This window comes from Priestia sp. YIM B13490, from assembly GCF_042787735.1.
GTDB classification, from domain to species: Bacteria; Bacillota; Bacilli; order Bacillales; family Bacillaceae_H; genus Priestia; species Priestia megaterium.
The window spans coordinates 541,871-563,637 of the sequence record NZ_JBHZOT010000001.1 but is presented as its reverse complement, the minus strand read 5'-3'; the positions used below and the strand labels follow the sequence as shown (position 1 = coordinate 563,637).

The window sequence follows — 21,767 nt, the reverse complement described above, 5'->3', positions numbered from 1 at the left end:
CACTGACTGACACTCCTTATCATGAATATGATTTTGTTGTTTGAAAGCTGTAGTATTCCGAGATAGCCTTAACGGTTGTCTCTTTAGCCGTCTTAATTGCTTCTTCCGCGTTTAATTGATAATATTCAGGTCGGAATAGCTCTACAGATACCGCGTCATTATAGCCTTTTTCTTTTAATGTTGAGAAAATAGCATCTAAATCAATTGCTCCTAGACCTGGCCATACTCGGTCTTCATCTGTTAAGAAGCCAATAGGAAAATCTTCCGTGTCATCAATATGAACGATAAATATTTTAGAAATATCCGCTTGTTTTAAGTCTTCCAACTTTGATCCCATCGCATGGAAGTGGAAGCAGTCAAGTACTAATCCTACGTTATCTCGGTTCACCGTTTGCACAATGTCATACGCTTGATCAAACGTATTAACCGTACACTGAGGGTGTCCTACAAACTCAACGGCGATTTTAACTCCGTAAGGTTCAGCCAATTCCGATAATTCATTCAGCACTTGTACGCAGCTATTTTTAATCTCTGCTTTTACGATTTTTTGTTCCGTTACTAAAGGAACGGCTACGATATAGGGAGCACCTATCTTTTGAGCGGTTTCTAGCATACTCTTAAACTCTTCTATCACTTCCTGGTACTCTTTTTCACTGCGGTTATTAAAGAAAACTAAAGCGTTCAGCGCTAGCGGTTTAATATGATTTGTATTAAAAAACTGCGCTAAATCATCCATTGAGTTACTTTCTAAATACTCAGGGAGTTTATCCATCGTGCGAATTTCGATATAATCATATCCGTGCTTGCTGCAATATTCAAGGTCCTTTACAAGATTTGAATTTTCTAATGTTGTTGCTTCGTTAAAACATAGTTTCATAATGATTCTCTCCATTCTTTACTTAAATAATTTTATTGTCATTCATGACGTCAGCGTCTTCATTATCATAGCTGCGGAACCTTTGCTCCAGTTCTTCAAGCGTAAGCCCTTTTGTTTCCGGTAAAAACTTTTTAACAAATAAAATCGCTCCGATCCCGAATACAACAAAGACAAAAAACGTAGTGGATAAGCCAATGCTTGCCAGTAAAACAGGAAACGTTAAACCTACAAGGAAGTTAATTCCCCACAGACAAAATACGGTAACACCCATCCCTAAGCCTCTTAATCGTAAAGGGAAAATTTCTGAAAGCATTAGCCACGTTACCGGAGATATAGCTCCTTGCTGAAATGCGAGGAACGTAATTGTTAGTGCTAATACGATATATGGGAGTGCCGCGGACCCTTCAAATACAAGAGAAAATATACCAATCAGCAGCAGGGCAGTAGTCGTTCCTACCAATCCTGTTATAAGCATTGGTCTGCGTCCAACTTTACCTAGCAGCCAAATGCCTACAAACGTGGCTAAAACGGAGATGACCCCATTTCCGATATTTCCAATAAGGGCAGCTTCTGTTTGAAAACCTGCGTCTTTTAAAATTTCAGTGCCGTAATACATGATGGAGTTTACACCGGTAATTTGCTGTACGACAGCAATTCCAATACCAAGGAAAACGACTCTTCGAACCCACGGAGTTGTTAAGTCTTTAAACGTTGCTTTTTCCATTTTTGCTTCTTGCTCGTAAGCGCTCTCAATCTCCTGCAGCTCTGATTTGGCTCTTTTACTTTCCCGTATCTTTTGAAGAACCGTTAGCGCTTCGTTATTTTTCCCTTTTGACACAAGCCAGCGCGGACTTTCTGGTACTCTAAGCATACCAAAGAATAAAAAGACAGCTGGAATGGCAGCGATTGGCAGCATATATCGCCAAACGTGAGGATTTTCTCCTAGCATATTTCCGATAATCGCGTTAAACGTAAAGGCAAGAAGTTGACCAGTAACAATCATAAGTTCATTTTGAGTTACCATTTTCCCCCGGCTTTCAGCTGGTGACATTTCTGCTAAGTATGTCGGTACGGTAACAGATGCGCCCCCTACAGCAAGTCCTAATAGGAAACGGCAAAGAATCATAACGGCTGCGTTTGGCGAAATTGTACATCCAATTGTGGAAACAAAAAATAGAATGGCGAGATACAGAATCGTTTTACGCCGCCCGTTATAATCTGCTAGTCTGCCGCCTACTACCGCACCAAATGCAGCACCAAATAACAGAGCACTCGTCACAAGACCTTGAGTAAAAGAGTTGAGATTCAATTGATCAGATTCAGACATATAAGGCAATGCCCCGTTGATAACTCCCGTGTCATATCCAAAAAGCAGTCCACCAAACGTAGAAACTAAAATGATCGTACGTAAAAATGAATATTGATTTCCCTGTTTACCCATGCTAATTCCCCCGTCTTATTTTAAGAATGAATAACTAACTTTTCGTTAATGTACTTTCGGGCCATTAAAGCATATTCCAATGGATGCGCAATAGAAGGGTCTTGTTCCGCCTCCACTACAATCCATCCTTTGTAATTGTAATCAACTAACGCTTTATACACGTTTGTAAAATCTACACATCCATCACCAGGAACGGTAAACATACCGGCTAGAAACGACTGCAAAAATGACTTTCCTTCTTTTTTGCACTGCTCCAGCACGTTTCTTCTTGCATCCTTAAAATGAACGTGTTTAATACGATCTATATGTTTATGTAATAGCTCCATATAGTCTCCGTCAGAAACGTAAATATGTCCCGTATCATATAAAAGATGAACATGATTTGCGTCGGTTCCTTCCATTAATCGATCAATTTCAGCTAATGTCTGTACACCTGTCCCCATATGGTGATGATAGACAAGGCGTAAACCGTATTCTGCTGCGATTTTTCCCAGCTCATTTAATCCTGCACATAATGCTTCCCATTCTTGATCACTGAAATAAGGTTTTTCAGCAAAAACATTTCTTTCAATCCCTTGAACACTGTAGGTTTGCTCAGATACGACCGCCACATCAGCATGCACTTCCTGCAGATACTGACAATGTTTGTGAAATAAATTTGACGTCTCCTCTATCCCATCACGAATGATAAAACTGCTAAACCATTGACCTGCAATTCTTAAATTTCGAAGCTCAAGCTCTTTGTTTAATATGCTTGGTTCAGGAAAAAAACCTCCCACTTCCGTTCCTTGAAAGCCGGCTACGACGATATCGCTTAACAGATGCTGCAATGTGTTTTCTGCACCAATTTCAGGAATATCGTCATTTCTCCAGCCGATTGGAGCAATTCCCCACAGAATATTTTCTTCTCCCATTTTGATTCCTCTTTTCCCCTTATTGTGTAATGCTGCCTCACTAGCAATAGATAGTGATAAAACTTACCAATCCTATAACTCTACAAATGAAATCGATTTCATTTGTAAATAAAAAAACTCGTTTGTTATGTGTTGGTTAAATATTGGTTAAGTTTGAATTAATATTAATATTAAAAACGCTTTCAGTCAATAATAAAATTTCAGAATTTTTTATACACTGCATCTGCCTAAAAGCTTATTCCTTCTAAAAATGCTAGTTATAAAAGAGATCATATCCGCTTATATAACCAAACAAAAAAGCTTTATCTACTGTTATTTCAGCAACAGATAAAGCTTTTATGAGTAAAGTTATATTTCTTATTTTGATAGTATGATTATTTAGTATGAATTTATGGAATAGATTTATAAAAAAATAGCCTCCACCTTTTTATAATCAGTTTCCTTTTACTTTTATAATAGCTTCTCCGTAGCTTGTCATTGACGTTTTAAATTCAGTTATGAACTTCTCTACTTTTGAAATAGATTTTTTCATTTCATCGTCCCCTTTGCCTCTTATATAGCTCTATTATCAACAATTGTCTGCTGTTTGACAAAGTCAGTGGAAACGGAAACATTCCGCATGAAAACGTAGACATATCTGTTAAAAGAGGAGAATCTTCTCATTTGCTTAGTATTTCATCATTTTCCTTTCTTTTTTAGGGTCTCTTCTTACGTGTTTTGGTCATCCACTAAAAGAATTTATGAGAACTTTCTTTTATAATCGGCTTTACACTTCGTTTACATTCCCTCGTACTAACAGCAGGATCACTATGTGCATTAACATTAGCCTTACCTTTTGTTCCCTTTCCATTTTTTATCCAAATTACCTCTTGCCTTAAAGTTAACTTTAACGTTTAAGCTAGTTTTACAGTTTTTAAAATACAAAAAAGGGGAAATACAATGCTGATTAAAAGAATAACGGTGCAGCTTTCTGAAGGACTTCAAGCTAGACATACAGCTTTATTTGCACGTGAAGCTTGTTCGTTTCAAAGTGACATTTTTATTTCGAAAGATGGAAAGTGTGTAAGTGGAAAAAGCATCATGAAGGTCATGGCTTTAGCTGTTAAAAAAGGAGATGAAATAACGTTACTGACAAATGGAGCGGATGAACACGCCGCCGCTCGCACCCTTGAAGAATTTCTTTTGACTAAATAGAGATAAAAAGCTGCTATGCTATCTCTTACTCTCCTTTTTTCATAAAATCATAGAAAGTAAAATTTTTTTAAAAAAACTCTTGCTTTAAAGTCGACTTTAACGTTTAAGCTAGTGTTGTAGCTTTTAAATACATCAAATGACGAAAGGATTGTGTTTTTACTTATGTGTAATCAACATACAACAACATCACGTGTTTTAAGTGCGCCGCATGCAAAGGCAAAATTCGAGAACACGACAATCGAACGCAGAGAACTGCGAGCAGACGACGTTTTAATTGATATTAAGTTTAGCGGTATCTGTCACTCTGATATTCATAGTGCATTTAATGAGTGGGGCGGCGGAATATTCCCAATGGTTCCTGGTCACGAAATCGCGGGAGTAGTTGAAGCGGTTGGAGAAAGCGTAACAAAATACAAGGTTGGCGATCGCGTTGGCGTGGGATGTTTCGTTGACTCTTGCGGAGAGTGCGAGTACTGTGTGAACGGTGACGAGCAATACTGTACAAAAGGCGTTGTTCAAACGTATAATTCGTTGGATTATGACGGAAATCCTACATACGGCGGCTACAGCCAAAAAATCGTCGTAAAAGAAGGATTCGTTGTTCGTATTCCTGATAAGTTAAGTATGGATGCAGCAAGTCCCCTTCTATGTGCAGGTATTACAACATTTTCTCCGTTAAAGCACTGGAATGCTGGCCCTGGCAAAAAAGTGGCGATCGTGGGAATGGGCGGTCTTGGACATGTAGCGATTCAATTTGCACATGCAATGGGTGCTGAAGTGACGGTATTGAGCCGTTCTAACAATAAAAAAGAAGAAGCTCTAAGCTTTGGCGCAGATCACTATTTTGCAACAAGTGATGAGACAACATTCACTGAGTTAGCGGGTCGCTTTGACCTTATCTTAAACACAGTATCGGCTAACCTGAATGTGGATCAATATTTATCATTACTTCGCGTAGATGGAACGCTTGTTAACGTTGGCGCACCGGCTAACCCAGATCAGTACAGCGTATTCTCACTTATCACGGGACGTCGCAGCATTGCTGGTTCACTTGTAGGCGGCATTCGTGAAACACAAGAAATGCTTGATTTTGCGGCTGAACACGGCGTTGCTCCTATGATTGAAGTTATCGATGCTAAGCAAGTAGATGAAGCGTATGAGCGCGTTCTTCGCAGCGATGTTCGCTATCGATTTGTTATTGACATTTCTACACTGTAAATTTAGAAAAAAGCGGGCAGCTAATTGGATGAGCTGCCCGCTTTTTATTTCTTTATAAAATACGAAAAACAACCGGTAAATTAGGCTTTAGATGAAAGCTCTTCCTGATACTTTTGTTCTAATTTATCATAGTAATCAATTTTCGTTTCCACTTTTCTAAAAGCTGCGTCCAGCTCTCTTTGTTTTTCCATCATTTTCTCTCTATGCTTTTCAAATATCTGCTTGCGCAAACCGATTGTATCATCGCCTTCTTGTGTTAATTCAACAATTTTACGTAATTCTAAAAGGGCAATATCCGTTTTTCGTAAGCAAATAATAAATTCTAACCACTCGATATCGGACTCGCTAAAAATACGATTTCCGTTCTCATCTCTTTTTATAAAAGGTAAAAGCCCTTGCTGTTCGTAGTATCGAAGCGTATGCGTAGGCAGCCCTACCTTTGCAGCGGCCTCTTTAATATGATATTCCATTCCACTATACCCTCCATCGCCATTCTTAGTGCGGCGTTTGCTTTATGTATCTAAGCTTCCCTTTTTACGGGTGCTTTCAACTCTTTTTCTAGGTTTCTACTATACAATATATATAAGAGATTCCGCTATTTTCTTTACTATGAGGTAACTGTATAAATAGTATCATAAACATTAAAGTAAACGTTAAGGCAACTTATAAAGAGCTGCCGTGAAGTCAGCAGCTCTTTTCATTTTTATATAAAATACGATTAATCTGCGGCCATCACTTTACTTAGTTCATTTAATAAATAATCAAGGGTTTGACTGATTCGAACTGTATTACGACTTGTAAGACCTTCTGTAAGTCCTAACATAACCATGTGCTCTCTTGCTGTTTCGATTTCTGTCATTAAGACTTGCATGACAACTCCTTTATACCACTTCACAGCTCATCACCCCTTTTTACTATACATATATCTCATATGCGGTAATCTTAAACCTATCATACAGGTTTTTGGGGGTGAATAGCGAGTTTTATAGCTTCAACAGTTGTATTTTTTATGAAGTAAATATACTAATATACTTATTGAAATAGAAAGTATCACTCCACTTTCTGTTAGAAGTTTAAAAAAGGCCTCCTAATGGAGGCCTTTTCTTATTTCTTATAAAACAGTCTAATACAAAGCCTTAGCCTCTAAAATATTCTCTATAATACGAACCTTTCTCACACTCTATCTCATAGCGCAGCCTAGTTTGCTTTCTGTAAAGCTCTTCGGACAGCTCATTAAATTCACCTTCTGTGATAGATCCATGAATTAAATTGTTGAATAAATTATTAAGATGTTCAGTTAATTCTTGAAGTTTTTTTTCTTTCAATGAACGTCACCCTTTAAAATAATTTTCATCTTCTAAAATTATATCAAATAAAACGTTTTCATACGATATATTTTTTACTGAATTATCGTATTAAAGTGATGAAAGTATTTTTTAACGACCGAAAAAACAGACAAAGAGCTCAGATAAATCATTAATCACATGATTTTAGTAAAAAATAAGTAGATAAAGACCGCGGACAAAAAAGCAAATGGTATCAACCGTTTTGACAAAAGCATAGGATGAAAAGAAAAATTAAACGAGAAAAGGAGAATGAGTATGCACTATACACCTTATTATCATCAGTGGCAGACTCCAGTGTATTACGGCTGGCAGCCATATAGTTATTATGTGCCGAATCACTATCACACCAGCGAACAGTTTCAGCAAAGAAACGGTAAATTAAAGGACTACGGACCAAGGCCGTTTGTTATTAACATTAATGAAGCATCAAAGCAAAACAATACGTACCGCACTGCTTTATGGACGGGAACACATTTACAAGTGACGCTAATGAGTCTTAAGCCCGGTGAAGATATCGGCTTAGAAATCCACCCTAACGTTGATCAATTCCTGCGCATTGAACAAGGGCAAGGCGTTGTTCAAATGGGCAAAAGTAAAAACAATCTAACCTTTAAACGAAAAGTCTACGATGACGATGCGATATTTATCCCTGCCGGAACGTGGCATGATGTCACCAATACGGGTACCACTCCGCTAAAGCTTTACTCCATATACGCTCCCCCAAACCACCCATTTGGTACGGTTCATGTGACAAAAGCAAACGCCCTGGCTGAAGAACATTAAAGATGAGCAGAGCGTTATGCAGGATTGGAACGCTTGTTCAGGATCAATACTAAGTGAATAGACGGATGTTGACTAAAGAAGCCCGCTAGAAAATCGGTGTATGACCTTTTCTAGCGGGCTTTTTTTAAACTTGCTATACATACAGGATTTTATAGCCAAGGAAAGAATTATAGAATAAACTAATCTTTTTAAACCGCTTAAAATAACTGAAAGGCAAACAGGCGATGAAAATTTTTTATAAAATTCCCAAATCAAACGTACATCCTTCTCTTAAACTAGCAAGAAAAATTCTATATATATCTGTAGAAGCAGTCATTATGACCATGCTTGTGATTAAATCTTTTACTGTGGCCTATGAAAACGATACAAATTTAATTCTCAGGCAGCTAAATGAACTAAAAGCTTCCATTGGCGGATTTGGCATAAACGAATCACTATTTTGGTTTATGATAAAGTGCAGTATTTGTACCATCGCTACATTTGATATGTGCTTATACTTTCGAAAAAAGCTAAAAAGAAACAAAAGAGTTTTATGATTTATACGCTAAAGCTTTTACATTGGACCGCTGTTAATTTCCGTGCAAGGCTTCGCTTTCCGCGGGCGGTCGATGAGCCTCCTCGTCGCTTGCGCTCCTGCGGGGTCTCACCTGTTCCGCTTTTCCCGCAGGAGTCTTCGCCTTGCCCTCCAATCAACAGCTAGAAGCATTTAAACACATGAAACCTACATTCAGCATACCAATAAAAAGCCGAACAAGTTGGATTCACAATCAAGAATCAAACTCGTTCGGACCTTCCTTCACCTAAAACACTTTTGTTCCGTCCTCATGTTTAATAGAAAAATAATAAAAGTAGAGGCATATTACACCTCTACTTTCTGTTTAGAAATCTACATCGATATCTTCTTGAATGGTTCCGGTCACTTTTTCACTTTTAATTAATTGACCTTCTTTAAATGTTTCTTCTTCCTCATTTTCAACGGGTTTCAGCTGCTTATAGGAAGGAGCTGACGCAGAGCCCAGCTCTTTTTTAAGCAAATGAATTTCGCCTAACAGCTCGGCTCTCAATGAATGAATTAACGATTGAAAATCTTCTTCCCGGCTGTCTTTCTGCCCGTTTTGTTCCACAAGCTTCGCTACATAATCCTGAAGTTCCTTTGCCTGCGAGGCCTCATACTCCTCACGATTTGCAGCAAGACGTGAATTCATTTCTTTTTTTAGTAAGTCAATTTCGCCCAACAGCTCTTTTCGAAGTGAATAAACTAACGTCTCCACTTCATTTTCTTTGCTCATTTTTTGCAAGTCTTGCTGGATGAGTCTTACTACATAGTCCTGCAGCTCGTTTGCCTGCTGTTTTTCTTTCAGAAATGAAGACACTTCTGACGGAATGTCAGCAGTGTCGATTGTGAAATTTGCACCTTCATCTCTATTACTTACGGTCTTTTCCCTTGCTCCCATCATATCTGCTGATAGATTGCCAGCTGTCAGAAACGCATTTGATAGTAAGTAAAACGGTGCAGCCATTTGGGAGCTTAGCTGACCGTACCAATCATCTAGTGCTTCCTTAAGGCGAGTGTTTTGATGACTCATATATGCTCCCCCTTTTTAAACGTGAACTGCGTTTGTTTCATGTCTGCTTAAAATTTCAAGACCGTATAAATTTAATTTGCGCGTCTCCGGCAAGAAAAGATGATTTTCTTCTCTGATTTCTTCCCCGTACATGTTATCAATCTGCTCTGCAATAAACTGTTGAAGGATAGGAGCCAGTCCTCCAATATAAATATATTTATAGACTTTATCTTTTGGCGATGGAAATAGATTTTCAATTTTCGTTAATAAAATTTGCGTGTATTCTCTAAGCGAAGCGTGAATAGGCTCCGTGAGATCTACTTTTTTCCCGCTATTGCCGTCTCTTTGCTCCATTTTTGCTTTATGGATATTAGCAATAATAAACTCTTCTAATGAACGAACATCATCAAAATACTCAAGCAGTTTTTCATTTCTTAGCTTTTCAATATGCTTCAAATATGAAATATCCGTAAGACACTTCAGCGAATTTCTGCTTTTAGGAGCTTGAAGTCCTGCAGGAAGAAGCGCAAGGTCAACCGTGCCTCCGCCCAAATCTACAATTAGCGTTTCAAAATGTTTGAATGCATTTGCTTCTTCTCTATCTTGTAATTCAAAATCTTTTTTGATCGCCCAGCGAGCAACTTCACTTTCAATACGGCATTTGCTCGTTTCAATGTTCACAGTGAGCGTTTTTTCTAATCCAGGAGTCAATACCGTAACCGTGTGCTCTCCTTGAAAACGTTCGGCCATCTTCTGCTGCATTTCACTGAATTTATTTGTTTTCTTAAGCAGCCAAATCGGAAGCATAGTCGAGAAATAATTAATCGTCACATGATTATCCTCTTTGTCTTTTCCTTTAAGTATGTTGTAATAAGCAACTGAAGCTAAAAACATCACATAAGGAATATCGGATTCAGTTTTATTATGTAACTTATTAATATGGATATTGCCTAGCACGTGTTTCTCTGCTGCGTCTCCTACTAAATAATACTTTTCTACTCCTTCGATTGTTGTAGAAATCAGTAAATTTTGAAGAAGTAATTCCGGTTCATTTACACTTGAAGGAAAATGACCCTCTGCCTGATCTTTTGTGATTTCTACTACGTTTGTAGGAATTTCATAGTAATAACCATCCACTAGCGTTTGAAAAATTGAGTTACCAAAATCAACGTTTTGACGTTTGATATCCATCCTTGTTTCTCCCCTTTATCTTTTCGTGACAACACTAATAAGTATATATTTTCCTCATTTGTTTGTCTAAGTATTTAAATAATTTATGTTATTCGAAATTGACAATTAATTAATTTTAGACGGCTAATGTAATTGAAAAGCACTTGGAATGCTTCTTTTTACCAGTACCCCTTTTTACAAGGAATGTAACATGTGACGCTGTGACTTTCCCTTATTTTTTTTGCAATATAAGCCCTTCAATCACCAGCTAGAAGCAGCCACATACATGAAACCTATGTTCACCCTAACAACAACAAAACCCGAACCATCACTCAGATTAATAGTTCGGATTTAACGTTAACTAAAATATTTTTGTCTCAGCCTCTGGGCTTTTTTATTTATTAATAACGCCATTTGTCTTTTTTTCTTTGCGGATTTTCTGGCAGTTTACTAAAGCCTATTTCTTCAAGACCTTTTTCTAACGTCGCTCTTGTTTTGATTGTTCCAAAATCCACGCCTAAATCCACAACGGTTTGCGCGATTTCCGGACGTATTCCGGTAATCATCGTTTTAGTGCCGATAAGCTGTAAGGCTTTTACAATTTGAAAAATATTGTCCGCTACCATCGTATCGACGATAAGAACACCTGAAATATCAAATATTAAATAACTCAGCTGCAGCTGAGCGCTTTTTTCTAAAGCCGTTTCCATAATAAGCTGCGAACGATGCGTATCAATTTGTCCAACGATTGGCATCACAGCGATTCCTTCAGAAAGAGGAACGATGGGAACTGATAATTCTTCTAGCGCTGCATAAGCGCGTTTTATGGTCTCCGTATTATGTTCTTCATAGATTTCGACAAATATATGATTAAGCTGATCAAGCATCGGATCAATTTTTTTACTTACATCAAGCATCGTAATAGGAGCAAACTGCTTCTGCTGCAGCTCTTCTGTAAAAACACCCCATATCACTGTTCGAAACAGCGCAAGTGATTTTAACGTTTGACTCAAAGAAAGTCCGTTTTCCACAGCCACTTTTCCTATATCTGTACCCCACTGAACGATTTTCTTTAAAACGACCGAGCGCTCCTCGAATAACGACTCGCCTAAATACTCAATGAGTTCTGCTCTCCATTTTAAAACTTCGCTTTCTTCGTGGTAAACCAGCTTCCGCTTATATTCAGAGTCCATCAGATCAGAAAATTGTATCGCTAATTCCTGCTTATTATCGATAATTTTCTTCCCTATATATAACAACTCATCCCTCATTTTTTTCTTTATCTCCTTTAGTTAGCAGAATTAACGATTACATTTTATAACAATAGTTATATCACATACAATATAAAAATATAACCGAAATAAAAAAATTGTTAGGCCCTCCCTATTTACTTTCACCCCTATTCTTCTAATCAGTATACCTGCCATAATGGGATTGAAATTTCAGGGTTTGGGTAAAAAACTACTATGAATTTATTTCTATACTTATAAGGGGGCTTTTTCAATGAGCAAACATAAAGGAACCGTTAAATCTTTCAACGAATCAAAAGGATCTGGATTTATTACACCCGAAGACGGATCAAAAGAAGTGTTCGTTCACTCCAATGCGATCGACCGTGAGGAATATAAAAACCTGGCAGAAGGACAAAAAGTAGAGTTTGAAATCCAAGAAGGAGCTAAAGGACCCAGCGCTATAAAAGTACACCCAGTTGACTGATAGAGTGACATTTACATACAGGTTATGGGTAGACTGTCGAATCAAATACTTTTCGAACTCAAAAACACCTCTTCGCCTTTTGTTCGAAAGAGGTGTTTTTTTGTATAATGCAACTAATTCTACATTCAAAATTAGTTACTATTAGCTATTTTAAAAAAACAGTTCTAAAGTTGGCGGACAAGTATCCAAACATTTCCTCTACGAGTGAATACAGTATAGAGTACTGCAAAGAAAGGGTGATTATTATAAAAAAGTATTATTTCAATTACAATGATAAAGATGACAAATATTATGTAGAAAAATCTTATCCTTACAAGAAGAAATCTCGCGAAGCTTCCCTTAACAATAAGAAAGAGCAGCTTCAAGAAGATGCCCCTGAGGAAGCACGCGGCTGGGCTTATGGACGTGAAGAAGATAGCTCTGAAGAATCACAAGTTTGGATGTATGAACGCGAAGAAGATTTCTATGAGGAATCACATGATGGGGCTTCTAGATATAAAGAAGATAAAGGCAAAAAAGGAAGCACGCGGGAGTCAGCATTTAGAGCGCTTAATTTAACGATGCCTCAAAATGTTCCTGCAAATACGTTTGTGAAAGCAGTTTTTCCAACTGAACAATTTGATTTAGCAAATGAATATAATCCGATTACTTCTACCTTCCGCCCCAAAAAAGATGGCGTATATTCCATCATTGCTACAATTGGATTCTCTCCTAACGACCAGATGCTAGATTATAGAACTCGTATAGAAATACGTGTAAATGGGACAACCGCTATCGCTATCGATAACGATTTCTTTGGCGGGGACACACCGTTTGTTAATGCGGTATCCGTGTCTACTATTTACAATTTAGAAGCTGGAGATCGCGTTGAAGTTTTTGTTCAAAGCAGCATAGCTGGTACAATCGTCACATCAGAAAATGGCTCGCATTTTGAAGCAGCGAGATTTCCTTCTCCAACAAATAACTAACACTAGCTTTTAGACAAAAGCATCAATCCCCTCTTTTTAGATGGCTTCATCTTTCTAAAGGAAGGGATTGATATGAACATTAGTGATCTAAAGGTCCATAGAAACTTTTTAAGCGTTTGTATGTACATAATTATTTAGTAGATGTATAGCATTAATCCAGTGTATCAAATCATGTACTTCTATGTAGTCTGCTGCCTCACTCACGCTTGCTTCGCTAACTTTTCCGTTACGCTGCCAAGCTCTTCAACTAACCCACTTAAAAATTCCGCCGTCTGGCCAATGATCTGCAGCGATTGCAGCTGACGCACGGAAGCAGAAGAAATGCCCCTGCTGCTTGCAGCCGATTGGTTGGCAAAAGCGGTCATGTCGCTGACGGCATGGAGCACCTGCGTAGATCCGGCTGCTATTTGCTGAGCAGAAGCAGCCGTTTGCTCAATTTGCTCGTGAACGTAGGCAGATGCGTCGGCGATTCGATTAAAAACATTTTCCGCTTCGTTGGCTAGTAAAATACCGTTTTTCACATCGGCTGTTCCTGATTGAATGAATGCTACGGCTTGAGACGTTTCTTGCTGAATATGCTGAATGAGCCTTGCTACTTGTTCAGCTGACTGATTGGATTGTTCGGCAAGTTTGCGAACTTCCGCTGCTACGACCGCAAACCCTTTACCATGTTCGCCTGCGCGCGCTGCTTCAATTGCAGCATTTAGCGCCAGTAGATTTGTTTGTGCAGCAATGCCTGAAATCACACTCATAATATCGTTGATTTCCGCAGAACGTTCTTTTAACTGATGAATAACGCTAGCTGCATGCTGAACAGAAGAATCGATTGTATGAATTTGTTGAATTGCTTCTTGAATTTTTTCTTTTCCCTGCACGGCTTCATTTGCTGTTTGATCAGAAGCTTCGCTGACTGCCGCTGAAGCCTCAGCTATTTTGGTTACGCCTTGTGTCATCTCTTCTAGAAACTCACTGCTTTTTTGAGCCATTATTACCTGCTGCTCAGCTCCTGCGGCTAGCTCTTGCATTGAAGCAGACGTATGGTGACTAGCCGTTTTTGATTCTTCTAAATTCCCCTTTAAGTTGTCAACCGTTTGTCTTACCTGCCCATTCGTTTCATGCAGTTTTTTCATCATGTCATAAATGATATGCTGCTTTTGTTCATTTTCCTGCTGAAGCTGTTCTGTGTATTTTTTCTTTGAAGTAATTTGCCAAGCGGTTGCCCCTGATGTAAAAAGCAGATAAGCCGCGTGAAGGCAAAGCATCGAAAAGGAATAAGAAGACGTTCCGAAAATAATCGGCGTAAAAAATGGCACGAAAAATCCAGCTAGATGCTCGATGACAAAAATACCCGTCATTAACAATAACAGCTTTACATTTTCATAGTAGGAAAGAATAGCTATCACCATAAAAATTGAAAAGTGATACTCGACCATTCCTCCTCCCCCTACAACCGTGCTGATACTTGAAAACGTCAGCGTTAGCGTCACAAACGCAGGTACTAGCTCATGCTTTTTAACGTACAGCACAAGCAGCACACCAAGAAAAAGAATAGGAAGCATCAAAAAGATCATGGACACTTCGCCTGGCGTTGAATTATGTTCCATGGACATGCCGGACATACCCATCGGCCAAATACGATGAATGATATGTATGAGCAGAGAAAGTGTCACTGCTCCGCTTGATAAAACAACCATTAATTTATGTTTATTCATGTTTATCCCTTTCTAGATTAGACAATACTTCCTTTATCTATAGAATCGGCTGCAGATTGGTTTTTTTTATAGAAATTCACGTTATTTTTTCCCTGTCGTTTTCCTTCATACAGCGCTTGATCCGCCTGTTTTAACAGCTCTTGAAACGATTCTCCGTTTTCTGGATAATAAGCGGCTCCAATGGTCGATGTAGCTGTAAAGATGCAGGATTCAATACTCCATTCTTTTTGAAGCTCTCCGTGAATTCGTTCAATGATTTGCTGTATTTCCTCGCACCTTTCAATCTGCCGAAGCAAGATAACAAATTCATCGCCTCCAAGGCGATATACTTCGTCACATGCGCGAATGCAAGACGTTAAACGATGTGCGTACTGAATTAAAAATGCATCGCCAATATCATGGCCAAATTGATCGTTCACTTCTTTAAAATTATCGCAGTCTAAAAACAGCAGGCCAAACCTTTCTTTTTGCTCAATCGCAGCCTGTACTTGTTTTTGCAGCATCATTCGATTCGGCACCCCCGTTAAACTGTCATGAAATGCCTTAAACTTCAGCTGATTTTCCAGCTTTTTTTGCGCAGTAATATCGGTTTGAATCAACACGTAGCTTGAGATGCGATGATGAATATCGGTCAGCGGAACAATCGTCTTATGGCTCCACACGATGACGCCTTCTTTTGTTATGCTTTTGACTTGCCCTCTCCAAACCTTTCCTTGTCCAATACTTTCAAGAATCCGAGGGTCATAGCTTACATCAAACAGTTCATATGATTGTCCAATTAGCTCTTCTTTTTCATAGCCGAATATCGTACAGAACATATCGTTTACATACATAATCGTTCCATACGGATCCAGGACGCTTACGATAGCAGACTCATCAAGGGCATACTTCATGTTTGCTAAATCTTTCACCGTGTTTTCCAACTTTATTTCAGCTGTCTTTTCCTGTGTAATGTCCTGAGCAATCAAGTAAATACCAATCCATTCATTTTCCACTATGATGGGCACGTTTGTAACATATAAATAAATCTTTCCTTTTTCTTTGTGCCACGCTTGGATTTCTTTGCTGTAGCTTTGGTCGTATATGATGTGATGAAAAGGCAAAGCACGGGCGTCAATCTTCAGTTTTTCTAGAAGCTGCCTGTAAGAACTGTTGATGATCTCCTGCGCATCGTAGCCGAACATTTGCTCACAGGCAGGATTTGCTTGAACAATTTTACCGCTTAAATCCATCATGCATATAGCGTTTTCATGGTTCATAAAAAGCGATTTATACTGCTCCATGCTTTGGGCTAATTCTTTTTTTAACTTCTGGATATTTTTACTCATCACTAATAGGTGCGTACTATTGTCGGCATCATCAAAAATTGGAGTAAGCGTTGTTTCAAACGCTTCAGCTTCATCTAAGAAGGTATTTATGTCATGGTAGGTAACTGGCTTTTTTGTTTCCATTGCTTTCATATAGTAAGGGTAAAGGGAGCGATACGTTCGCTCAGGGAGTACGCTTTCTAGCCGCATGCCCGCTTCTCCTTGGCACCGTATAAGCTTAGCAGCCGCTTTATTCATTTTTTTATAATAAAGATGTTGGTTCTTTACTTCCGCTAAAAAAACCAGCTCATTCATTTGATCAAAATAAAATTCAAACATATGATCTTTCAACATGGTAGGATGGATCTCCTTCGTTTTTTCACAGATGAACGCCCCCTGTACTTTACACTTCTGTATGAAATATACACTAGATCTTTTCACACGCAAACACAACTTTAAATGTACAAACAGTAGTTCTTTTGTATCATTACCTACCCTCCTTTACAAGAAGGGTAAACATGGTGAACAAAAATAAAAGAGATTGAGGCATACCTACATCCATCCAATCTAAAAACGAACAAATGGGATAAAGCAGCTAGTATGAATCACTTGTTCCAACGCTGTTAATTTTTTTGCTGGCGGCCGATGAGCCTTGCCCTCTATTCAGCACTTAGAAGTCCCTGCATATATGAAACCTACCTTCATCAAAACAATAAAAAATCCGAACGCGTTTGATTCTCTATCAAGAATCAAACGCGTTCGGATCTTCCTTCAACTAAACTGCTTTTATTCTAGCCTCTTTTTTAAACTACTTAATTCCGTAATATTCTTCAAGCGTAATGCCTTTACTCTTAATCGCCTGCGCCACTGGTTTGCCTACATATCGCAAATGCCACGGTTCATATTTGTAGCCGGTCACCGCATCTTTTCCTTTTGGATAACGAATAATAAATCCGTATTCTGCTGCGTGGGCATCGAGCCAAGTTGCTTCTTTAGTTCCGCCAAAGCAGTCTTGAGCAGCACATGTGCCGTCTCCTTTTGTTACATCAATTCCAAGACCCGTTTCGTGTTCACTCGTGCCTGGCAATGCGCTATAAGTTGCCGCTTTATCATAACCGTCTCTTTGAACATACGAACTAAAAAGCGCGCTTTGCGTTGCATGTGAACGGTAAGCTGATACGCCAAGAAGCGTAACGCCTTGTTTTTTCGCACCTGCAAATAACTGTGCAATAGCAGCGGCTGCTTCACTGCGCATTTTTTTCTTTTCCGTTTGTTCTTTGAATGTAAATGGAATCGTTGTATATACTAAATCTTTCGGAACGTAGTTTTCCGGAAGCTTGTTTTGTTTATTCACAACAACTTGTATGCTTTCAGGGTTCGAAACCACTTTCATACCAGCTAATGCTCGTACGTATTGACCGCTTACATAGCCAACCTTACCTTGATACGTAATTTTCAGCCAGCCGTTTGCTGCTTTAGCCGTTACGTCTAGCTGTGTGCCGGCTTTAAGTGTTGCGATAACCGCACCAGAAGTTGAAGCAGTTGTTCGAACATTTAAATTCGCCGTTGCCACATAGACAGAAGCCTCCGGAGCTGGAGCCGGTTCAGAAGAACCCGTTGATTCCTTTACGTACTGCGTGCTCACGTAACCCGTTTTGCCTTGATAGCTTACTTTTAGCCAGCCGTTCGCTGCTTGTGCTGTCGACGTTAGCTGCGTGCCTTGTTTGACCGTTACAACAATCGCGCTTGACGTTGAGGGAGCGCTTCGAATATTTAAATTTGCTGTTGTTACATAGGTTTTGGTCGTTGAACTCGCTGACTTTTTAACATACTCACTGCTTACGTAACCCGTTTTGCCTTGATAGCTTACTTTCAGCCAGCCGCTTGCTGCTTGTCCAACTACCGTTAGCTGCGTGCCTTGTTTGACCGTTGCAATAATCGCGTTGGACGTCGATGGGCCGCTTCGAATATTTAAATTCGCCGTTGTTGTATATGTTTCCGCCGCTGCGCTTGCTACAGTTGGCTCACCCGTAAAATGTGAAGAATGAAGACCTAGAGTTCCTGCCCCTACAAGTGTAAAAGCAAGACCTGTTACCGCTAATTTTTTGTAAAATCTTTGTTTGTTCACTTCTGTCATTTTTTATACCTCATTTGCAAAATATAATAGAAATATATGCTGCTAGTTTAATAGGTTAAGTGAAAACAGGATCCGATGTTTAAGTTCAACCTTAACTAAACAACATTAAGTAAATTTATTCGACGTCTAGAGGCTTATCATTACTTCGTTCCAGCTAGCACGTACTTTTAGAATACCGGATAATCGTATCAAAAGTATATCAAAATATTTCAAACTTGTTTCCAAACTGATACATTTTCAACAAAAATAGAATAATAGAGCAGAAACAGCAAAAAAACCCTTACGTTTACGCCCAACTGCTTAGGGTAAAAAACAACTAAAAACAAAGATTGAGATGGTGATAAAATGGACACGGCAACGGATTTTTCCTCAACTGCGTTTCGAGAACCTCACACATTAAAACAGCATATTTTTGATACGCTTCATTTCTACTATCCCGCTTGTATTGACAAGAAAAACGGCGGGTATATCCATGAATACTACGACGACGGTACCGTCAACAACACGCATTCAAAGCACTTGGTAAGTACGGCGCGCTTTATTTATATCTTCAGTGTAGGGGCTCTTTTAGACGGACCGGATTGGTGCAAAGAAGCAGCTCAGCACGGCATTCGTTTTCTACAAAACAGCCATTATGATAGAGAGCACGGCGGGTATTTTTTTGAAATAGCCGATGACGGAGAAGTAAAAGATCATTCTAAACAAGCATATGGGCACGCTTTTGCTCTTTTAGCTTCTTCCATCGCGTATCAAGCCGGCATTCCAGAAGCAAAAGAAACAATTGAACAGGTATATGACGTGACGGAAAAATATTTTTGGGAAGATGCGCACGGCTTTTACCGAGACGAATGGGACGCATCGTGGTCGGCTTCTTCTTTATATCGCGGCCAAAATGCAAATATGCATATGTGTGAAGCGATGCTTTCTGCCTTTGAAGCAACAAGAGATAAAAAATACTTAGACCGAGCGTACATGCTTGCAAAAGGCGTTACTCAGCAGCTTGCTGAACGATCTGGTGGCATGGTTTGGGAGCACTATGATACAGACTGGCAGCCAGATTGGGACTACAATAAAAACAATACAAAAGATGAATTTCGTCCGTACGGCTTTATACCAGGACATCAGTTTGAATGGAGCAAGCTGCTTTTATGGCTTGATCGGCACCGTTCGGAAAACTGGATGACAGAACGTGCAAAAGATTTGTTTGATAAGGGCTGGAACCTAGGCTGGGATGCTAAGTACGGAGGTCTTTACTTTGCGCTGTCGCCTCAAGAAGAGGTCATTGACCGGGATAAAAACTACTGGGTGATGGCTGAAGCCATTTCTGCGGCTTCACTGCTCGGGGTGAAAACCGGAGACAGCGGATATTGGAAAGCATACGATGCCCTGTTCTCCTACTGTCAGAAACACTTTATCGATCACACATATGGAGGCTGGTATCAGCTGTTAAATCAGCAAAACGAACGCTACAGCTCGAAAAAAAGCCCGGCTCCTAAAGCCGATTATCACCCTGTGGCAGCTTGCTATCAAACGCTGATAGCACTGAATTCTCTTTGAGAGAATGATCATGAAGAAACCGTTTTCTTCCAAATGCGTTTATTTCTTTTATTTAAGGGAATTTACTTACTAACAATCATTGTTTACACATTTTAGAAAAAGCTCGACTATATATATGCAAGGAGTGAGGACGATGTATTTTTACGCGTTAGCACAAGGAACAGATTCTGGAGATCCAGTAACACTGCACCATGAGAAGCAATTTTCGAAAAAAGAATTTTTAGAAATGTTTAATGAAGCATTAGATGAGTTGGATACGCATCCATCTCCAAGCGCTGTCGGTGAATACCTTTGCCGTGCGTACGGATTTCAAGAAATTGAAATTGAGACGGGTGTTGTATGCTACTGCGCTCCTTTTAGAAAGCTAGACGACTCAGATATTATAGAAGACCGTACGTACATGGACGCCACGACCGGAACACTAAAATACAACTAATCAAAAAGAAAGGTTGGATGCGTGTGAAGACCGTACAGAACATTTATCGAACGAGTGAAGCTGTACCAGAATCGGGCGCTTACGTTTGTGCAGAAGGTGAAATTAAACTCTTTCAAAAAGATGATCTTTTTACACCTTGCCCGCACACACGTGAATCAACGACGTGGAAGCCTGTAGATGACGCCTTTTCAACCGGAGAATTGGTTCCGCAAACCGGTCGCTATACCGACGAAAACGGCAATCAAGTAAAGCTAAAAGAAAACGATTTATTTCCAAGATGCCTTCGTTCAGGTGAGCCTACGACGTGGAGGCGAGGATAACAGACAACAAAGCAGCCGCTTATTAAGCGGCTGCTTTTATTAAAGCTTATTTAAAAAATGAATTCTTTTTTCTTCCTTTTAACAGATCGCCCGTCCACCCTTTCATTCGTAAATAGAGATAAATGGCCACGGTCGAAAGGACAATTAAAATGAGTGCATAGATATAGCCAAACTTCAAATCAAGCTCCGGCATCCCTTTAAAGTTCATTCCCCAAAGAGCTCCAAAAGCCGTTAAAGGCGTACTGATTGCCGTCAGCAGCGTTAAAGCTTTCATAATCTCATTTCCTCGATGAGTAGACACAACTTCTTCTAATTTAATTAACGCATCAAATTCTTTTTGATATTGTTCAATCAGCGTTAAGCCAATTTCAATTTTTTTACACATCCGCTGATATTCGACCGTTTGGTTAATTTTTTTATGAAACGCTTCTTCTATTCCCATGGTGACTTCTCGAACAGAACTGATTAAATTTGTCCATATAAGCAGGTCATACCGCGCTTTGTGAATTTCATCTAACACGTCGATGTTATTATTATGGCGCACTTCCCACAGAAGCTCTCTGAAATGACTTTCAAACTGATCAAACCCATTTAAATGTTTTTTCATAATTTCGCCTAAAAGAATAAAAAAACTTTCCGCCGTGTTAGCAGACTGCTTCATGCGTTCAATCATTCGTTCATGATTGGTGTTCTCGAGGATTTTCAAATCGATTCCTGCCGTTATAATAAACTCCTCGGTAATATAAAAATGAAACGAATCGTAATTTTTTTGATCAAACGACTCCTTATGATAAATCAGTGAACCATAAATGAGCTCACTTTCTCCTATTACATCTACTTGAATATGATTAGAATTTTTCTTTTGAAGCTGCTGACAAAACCATTCATCTCTTGGATACTGATATTCTTTGATTATATCAGCTATTCCGTCTGCTTCTTCTAAATCAAACTGATACCATTTCCACTGATCGTTCGTCACAGTATTCATACTTTCCCTCTTTCCCCTTTTATTAGAATTTTTCCCTATATACAATCATTTAAAACCTAACATACAAAATAAACATACATTTCATATACATCTTTATAAAAAAGGTGCTATAATAAAT

At 39.0% G+C, this 21,767-nt stretch carries 21 protein-coding genes and 1 pseudogene; 8 read left to right on the top strand and 14 right to left on the bottom strand.

From position 1 onward, the window contains the following. Positions 1-19 precede the first annotated feature (19 nt). From iolI to iolE, 3 genes are read right to left on the bottom strand one after another with little or no spacing between them, the layout of a single operon-like run. Positions 20-877 (bottom strand): 2-keto-myo-inositol isomerase, encoded by an 858-nt coding sequence (gene iolI / locus ACFX4R_RS03105; protein ID WP_377568753.1) that lies wholly within the window; start codon positions 875-877, stop codon positions 20-22. A gap of 22 nt (positions 878-899) precedes the next feature. Then, complete coding sequence (locus ACFX4R_RS03100; protein ID WP_043981176.1) at positions 900-2,318, bottom strand: sugar porter family MFS transporter; 1,419 nt, start codon at positions 2,316-2,318, stop codon at positions 900-902. 20 nt (positions 2,319-2,338) lie between these two features. Beyond that, positions 2,339-3,232, bottom strand: coding sequence for a myo-inosose-2 dehydratase (iolE, locus tag ACFX4R_RS03095; protein WP_377568750.1), 894 nt, complete (start codon positions 3,230-3,232; stop codon positions 2,339-2,341). Positions 3,233-4,171: 939 nt separating this feature from the next. On the opposite strand from iolE, the gene ACFX4R_RS03090 reads away from it, so the two are divergent. Further along, complete coding sequence (locus ACFX4R_RS03090) at positions 4,172-4,426, top strand: HPr family phosphocarrier protein (RefSeq protein WP_043981172.1); 255 nt, start codon at positions 4,172-4,174, stop codon at positions 4,424-4,426. Between the two features lie 162 nt (positions 4,427-4,588). After that, complete coding sequence (locus ACFX4R_RS03085) at positions 4,589-5,644, top strand: NAD(P)-dependent alcohol dehydrogenase (protein WP_043981170.1); 1,056 nt, start codon at positions 4,589-4,591, stop codon at positions 5,642-5,644. Between the two features lie 80 nt (positions 5,645-5,724). On the opposite strand, the gene ACFX4R_RS03080 is transcribed toward ACFX4R_RS03085, so the two are convergent. The 3 genes from ACFX4R_RS03080 to ACFX4R_RS03070 form a co-directional block, all read right to left on the bottom strand. Further along, on the bottom strand, positions 5,725-6,114 hold the full coding sequence (locus tag ACFX4R_RS03080) for a MerR family transcriptional regulator (RefSeq protein WP_025750854.1): 390 nt from the start codon (positions 6,112-6,114) through the stop codon (positions 5,725-5,727). Between the two features lie 248 nt (positions 6,115-6,362). Continuing rightward, the gene (locus tag ACFX4R_RS03075; RefSeq protein WP_223260221.1) at positions 6,363-6,539 is read right to left on the bottom strand and encodes an aspartyl-phosphate phosphatase Spo0E family protein; all 177 of its coding nucleotides are present in this window, start codon (positions 6,537-6,539) and stop codon (positions 6,363-6,365) included. A gap of 241 nt (positions 6,540-6,780) precedes the next feature. Next, the gene (locus ACFX4R_RS03070) at positions 6,781-6,969 is read right to left on the bottom strand and encodes a hypothetical protein (protein WP_013058178.1); all 189 of its coding nucleotides are present in this window, start codon (positions 6,967-6,969) and stop codon (positions 6,781-6,783) included. Between the two features lie 276 nt (positions 6,970-7,245). Here ACFX4R_RS03070 and ACFX4R_RS03065 point away from each other — a divergent pair, with 276 nt between their 5' ends. After that, on the top strand, positions 7,246-7,773 hold the full coding sequence (locus ACFX4R_RS03065) for a cupin domain-containing protein (RefSeq protein ID WP_016764982.1): 528 nt from the start codon (positions 7,246-7,248) through the stop codon (positions 7,771-7,773). Positions 7,774-8,310: 537 nt separating this feature from the next. Here the strand turns inward: ACFX4R_RS03065 and ACFX4R_RS03060 are convergent. The 4 genes from ACFX4R_RS03060 to ACFX4R_RS03045 form a co-directional block, all read right to left on the bottom strand. Further along, the gene (locus tag ACFX4R_RS03060) at positions 8,311-8,466 is read right to left on the bottom strand and encodes a hypothetical protein (RefSeq protein ID WP_162488940.1); all 156 of its coding nucleotides are present in this window, start codon (positions 8,464-8,466) and stop codon (positions 8,311-8,313) included. Positions 8,467-8,651: 185 nt separating this feature from the next. Then, positions 8,652-9,359: a hypothetical protein gene (locus ACFX4R_RS03055; protein WP_043981164.1), complete on the bottom strand. Its 708-nt coding sequence runs from the start codon at positions 9,357-9,359 to the stop codon at positions 8,652-8,654. A gap of 15 nt (positions 9,360-9,374) precedes the next feature. Next, positions 9,375-10,529: a ParM/StbA family protein gene (locus tag ACFX4R_RS03050; RefSeq protein WP_162214677.1), complete on the bottom strand. Its 1,155-nt coding sequence runs from the start codon at positions 10,527-10,529 to the stop codon at positions 9,375-9,377. Between the two features lie 380 nt (positions 10,530-10,909). After that, complete coding sequence (locus ACFX4R_RS03045) at positions 10,910-11,779, bottom strand: STAS domain-containing protein (protein WP_013058183.1); 870 nt, start codon at positions 11,777-11,779, stop codon at positions 10,910-10,912. Positions 11,780-12,011: 232 nt separating this feature from the next. On the opposite strand from ACFX4R_RS03045, the gene ACFX4R_RS03040 reads away from it, so the two are divergent. Both ACFX4R_RS03040 and ACFX4R_RS03035 read left to right on the top strand, forming a co-directional pair. Continuing rightward, positions 12,012-12,224: a cold-shock protein gene (locus ACFX4R_RS03040; protein ID WP_016764987.1), complete on the top strand. Its 213-nt coding sequence runs from the start codon at positions 12,012-12,014 to the stop codon at positions 12,222-12,224. A gap of 527 nt (positions 12,225-12,751) precedes the next feature. Further along, positions 12,752-13,192 (top strand): annotated as a pseudogene (locus tag ACFX4R_RS03035) (hypothetical protein); the annotation flags it as partial. A 200-nt stretch (positions 13,193-13,392) separates the two neighbouring features. Here ACFX4R_RS03035 and ACFX4R_RS03030 read toward each other — a convergent pair. The 3 genes from ACFX4R_RS03030 to ACFX4R_RS03020 form a co-directional block, all read right to left on the bottom strand. Next, entirely contained in the window at positions 13,393-14,904 is a 1,512-nt protein-coding gene (locus ACFX4R_RS03030; RefSeq protein WP_377568746.1) for a methyl-accepting chemotaxis protein, read from the bottom strand. A gap of 17 nt (positions 14,905-14,921) precedes the next feature. Further along, a complete protein-coding gene (locus tag ACFX4R_RS03025; RefSeq protein ID WP_052500333.1) occupies positions 14,922-16,565 on the bottom strand; it encodes a sensor domain-containing diguanylate cyclase in 1,644 nt (547 codons plus the stop codon). A gap of 454 nt (positions 16,566-17,019) precedes the next feature. Beyond that, positions 17,020-18,348, bottom strand: a complete 1,329-nt coding sequence (locus ACFX4R_RS03020; RefSeq protein ID WP_165574858.1) for an SH3 domain-containing protein — start codon at positions 18,346-18,348, stop codon at positions 17,020-17,022. Positions 18,349-18,693: 345 nt separating this feature from the next. On the opposite strand from ACFX4R_RS03020, the gene ACFX4R_RS03015 reads away from it, so the two are divergent. The 3 genes from ACFX4R_RS03015 (at position 18,694) to ACFX4R_RS03005 (ending at position 20,661) form a co-directional block, all read left to right on the top strand. After that, the gene (locus ACFX4R_RS03015) at positions 18,694-19,905 is read left to right on the top strand and encodes an AGE family epimerase/isomerase (RefSeq protein ID WP_377568742.1); all 1,212 of its coding nucleotides are present in this window, start codon (positions 18,694-18,696) and stop codon (positions 19,903-19,905) included. 133 nt (positions 19,906-20,038) lie between these two features. After that, on the top strand, positions 20,039-20,341 hold the full coding sequence (locus ACFX4R_RS03010; protein ID WP_028409496.1) for a hypothetical protein: 303 nt from the start codon (positions 20,039-20,041) through the stop codon (positions 20,339-20,341). 17 nt (positions 20,342-20,358) lie between these two features. Further along, a complete protein-coding gene (locus ACFX4R_RS03005) occupies positions 20,359-20,661 on the top strand; it encodes a hypothetical protein (protein WP_155660409.1) in 303 nt (100 codons plus the stop codon). A 46-nt stretch (positions 20,662-20,707) separates the two neighbouring features. On the opposite strand, the gene ACFX4R_RS03000 is transcribed toward ACFX4R_RS03005, so the two are convergent. After that, positions 20,708-21,649 carry a magnesium transporter CorA family protein gene (locus ACFX4R_RS03000; RefSeq protein WP_025750842.1) on the bottom strand — a complete coding sequence of 314 codons (942 nt, stop codon included), beginning with the start codon at positions 21,647-21,649 and terminating at the stop codon, positions 20,708-20,710. Positions 21,650-21,767: the final 118 nt, after the last annotated feature.

Excerpts from the sequence above, each read along its gene's own strand:
- iolI (WP_377568753.1), bottom strand. The coding sequence starts at position 877 with ATGAAACTATGTTTTAACGAAGCAACAACATTAGAAAATTCAAATCTT.
- ACFX4R_RS03100 (WP_043981176.1), bottom strand. The coding sequence starts at position 2,318 with ATGGGTAAACAGGGAAATCAATATTCATTTTTACGTACGATCATTTTA.
- iolE (WP_377568750.1), bottom strand. The coding sequence starts at position 3,232 with ATGGGAGAAGAAAATATTCTGTGGGGAATTGCTCCAATCGGCTGGAGA.
- ACFX4R_RS03090 (WP_043981172.1), top strand. The coding sequence starts at position 4,172 with ATGCTGATTAAAAGAATAACGGTGCAGCTTTCTGAAGGACTTCAAGCT.
- ACFX4R_RS03085 (WP_043981170.1), top strand. The coding sequence starts at position 4,589 with ATGTGTAATCAACATACAACAACATCACGTGTTTTAAGTGCGCCGCAT.
- ACFX4R_RS03080 (WP_025750854.1), bottom strand. The coding sequence starts at position 6,114 with ATGGAATATCATATTAAAGAGGCCGCTGCAAAGGTAGGGCTGCCTACG.
- ACFX4R_RS03065 (WP_016764982.1), top strand. The coding sequence starts at position 7,246 with ATGCACTATACACCTTATTATCATCAGTGGCAGACTCCAGTGTATTAC.
- ACFX4R_RS03055 (WP_043981164.1), bottom strand. The coding sequence starts at position 9,359 with ATGAGTCATCAAAACACTCGCCTTAAGGAAGCACTAGATGATTGGTAC.
- ACFX4R_RS03050 (WP_162214677.1), bottom strand. The coding sequence starts at position 10,529 with ATGGATATCAAACGTCAAAACGTTGATTTTGGTAACTCAATTTTTCAA.
- ACFX4R_RS03045 (WP_013058183.1), bottom strand. The coding sequence starts at position 11,779 with ATGAGGGATGAGTTGTTATATATAGGGAAGAAAATTATCGATAATAAG.
- ACFX4R_RS03040 (WP_016764987.1), top strand. The coding sequence starts at position 12,012 with ATGAGCAAACATAAAGGAACCGTTAAATCTTTCAACGAATCAAAAGGA.
- ACFX4R_RS03030 (WP_377568746.1), bottom strand. The coding sequence starts at position 14,904 with ATGAATAAACATAAATTAATGGTTGTTTTATCAAGCGGAGCAGTGACA.
- ACFX4R_RS03025 (WP_052500333.1), bottom strand. The coding sequence starts at position 16,565 with ATGTTGAAAGATCATATGTTTGAATTTTATTTTGATCAAATGAATGAG.
- ACFX4R_RS03020 (WP_165574858.1), bottom strand. The coding sequence starts at position 18,348 with ATGACAGAAGTGAACAAACAAAGATTTTACAAAAAATTAGCGGTAACA.
- ACFX4R_RS03015 (WP_377568742.1), top strand. The coding sequence starts at position 18,694 with ATGGACACGGCAACGGATTTTTCCTCAACTGCGTTTCGAGAACCTCAC.
- ACFX4R_RS03010 (WP_028409496.1), top strand. The coding sequence starts at position 20,039 with ATGTATTTTTACGCGTTAGCACAAGGAACAGATTCTGGAGATCCAGTA.
- ACFX4R_RS03005 (WP_155660409.1), top strand. The coding sequence starts at position 20,359 with ATGCGTGTGAAGACCGTACAGAACATTTATCGAACGAGTGAAGCTGTA.
- ACFX4R_RS03000 (WP_025750842.1), bottom strand. The coding sequence starts at position 21,649 with ATGAATACTGTGACGAACGATCAGTGGAAATGGTATCAGTTTGATTTA.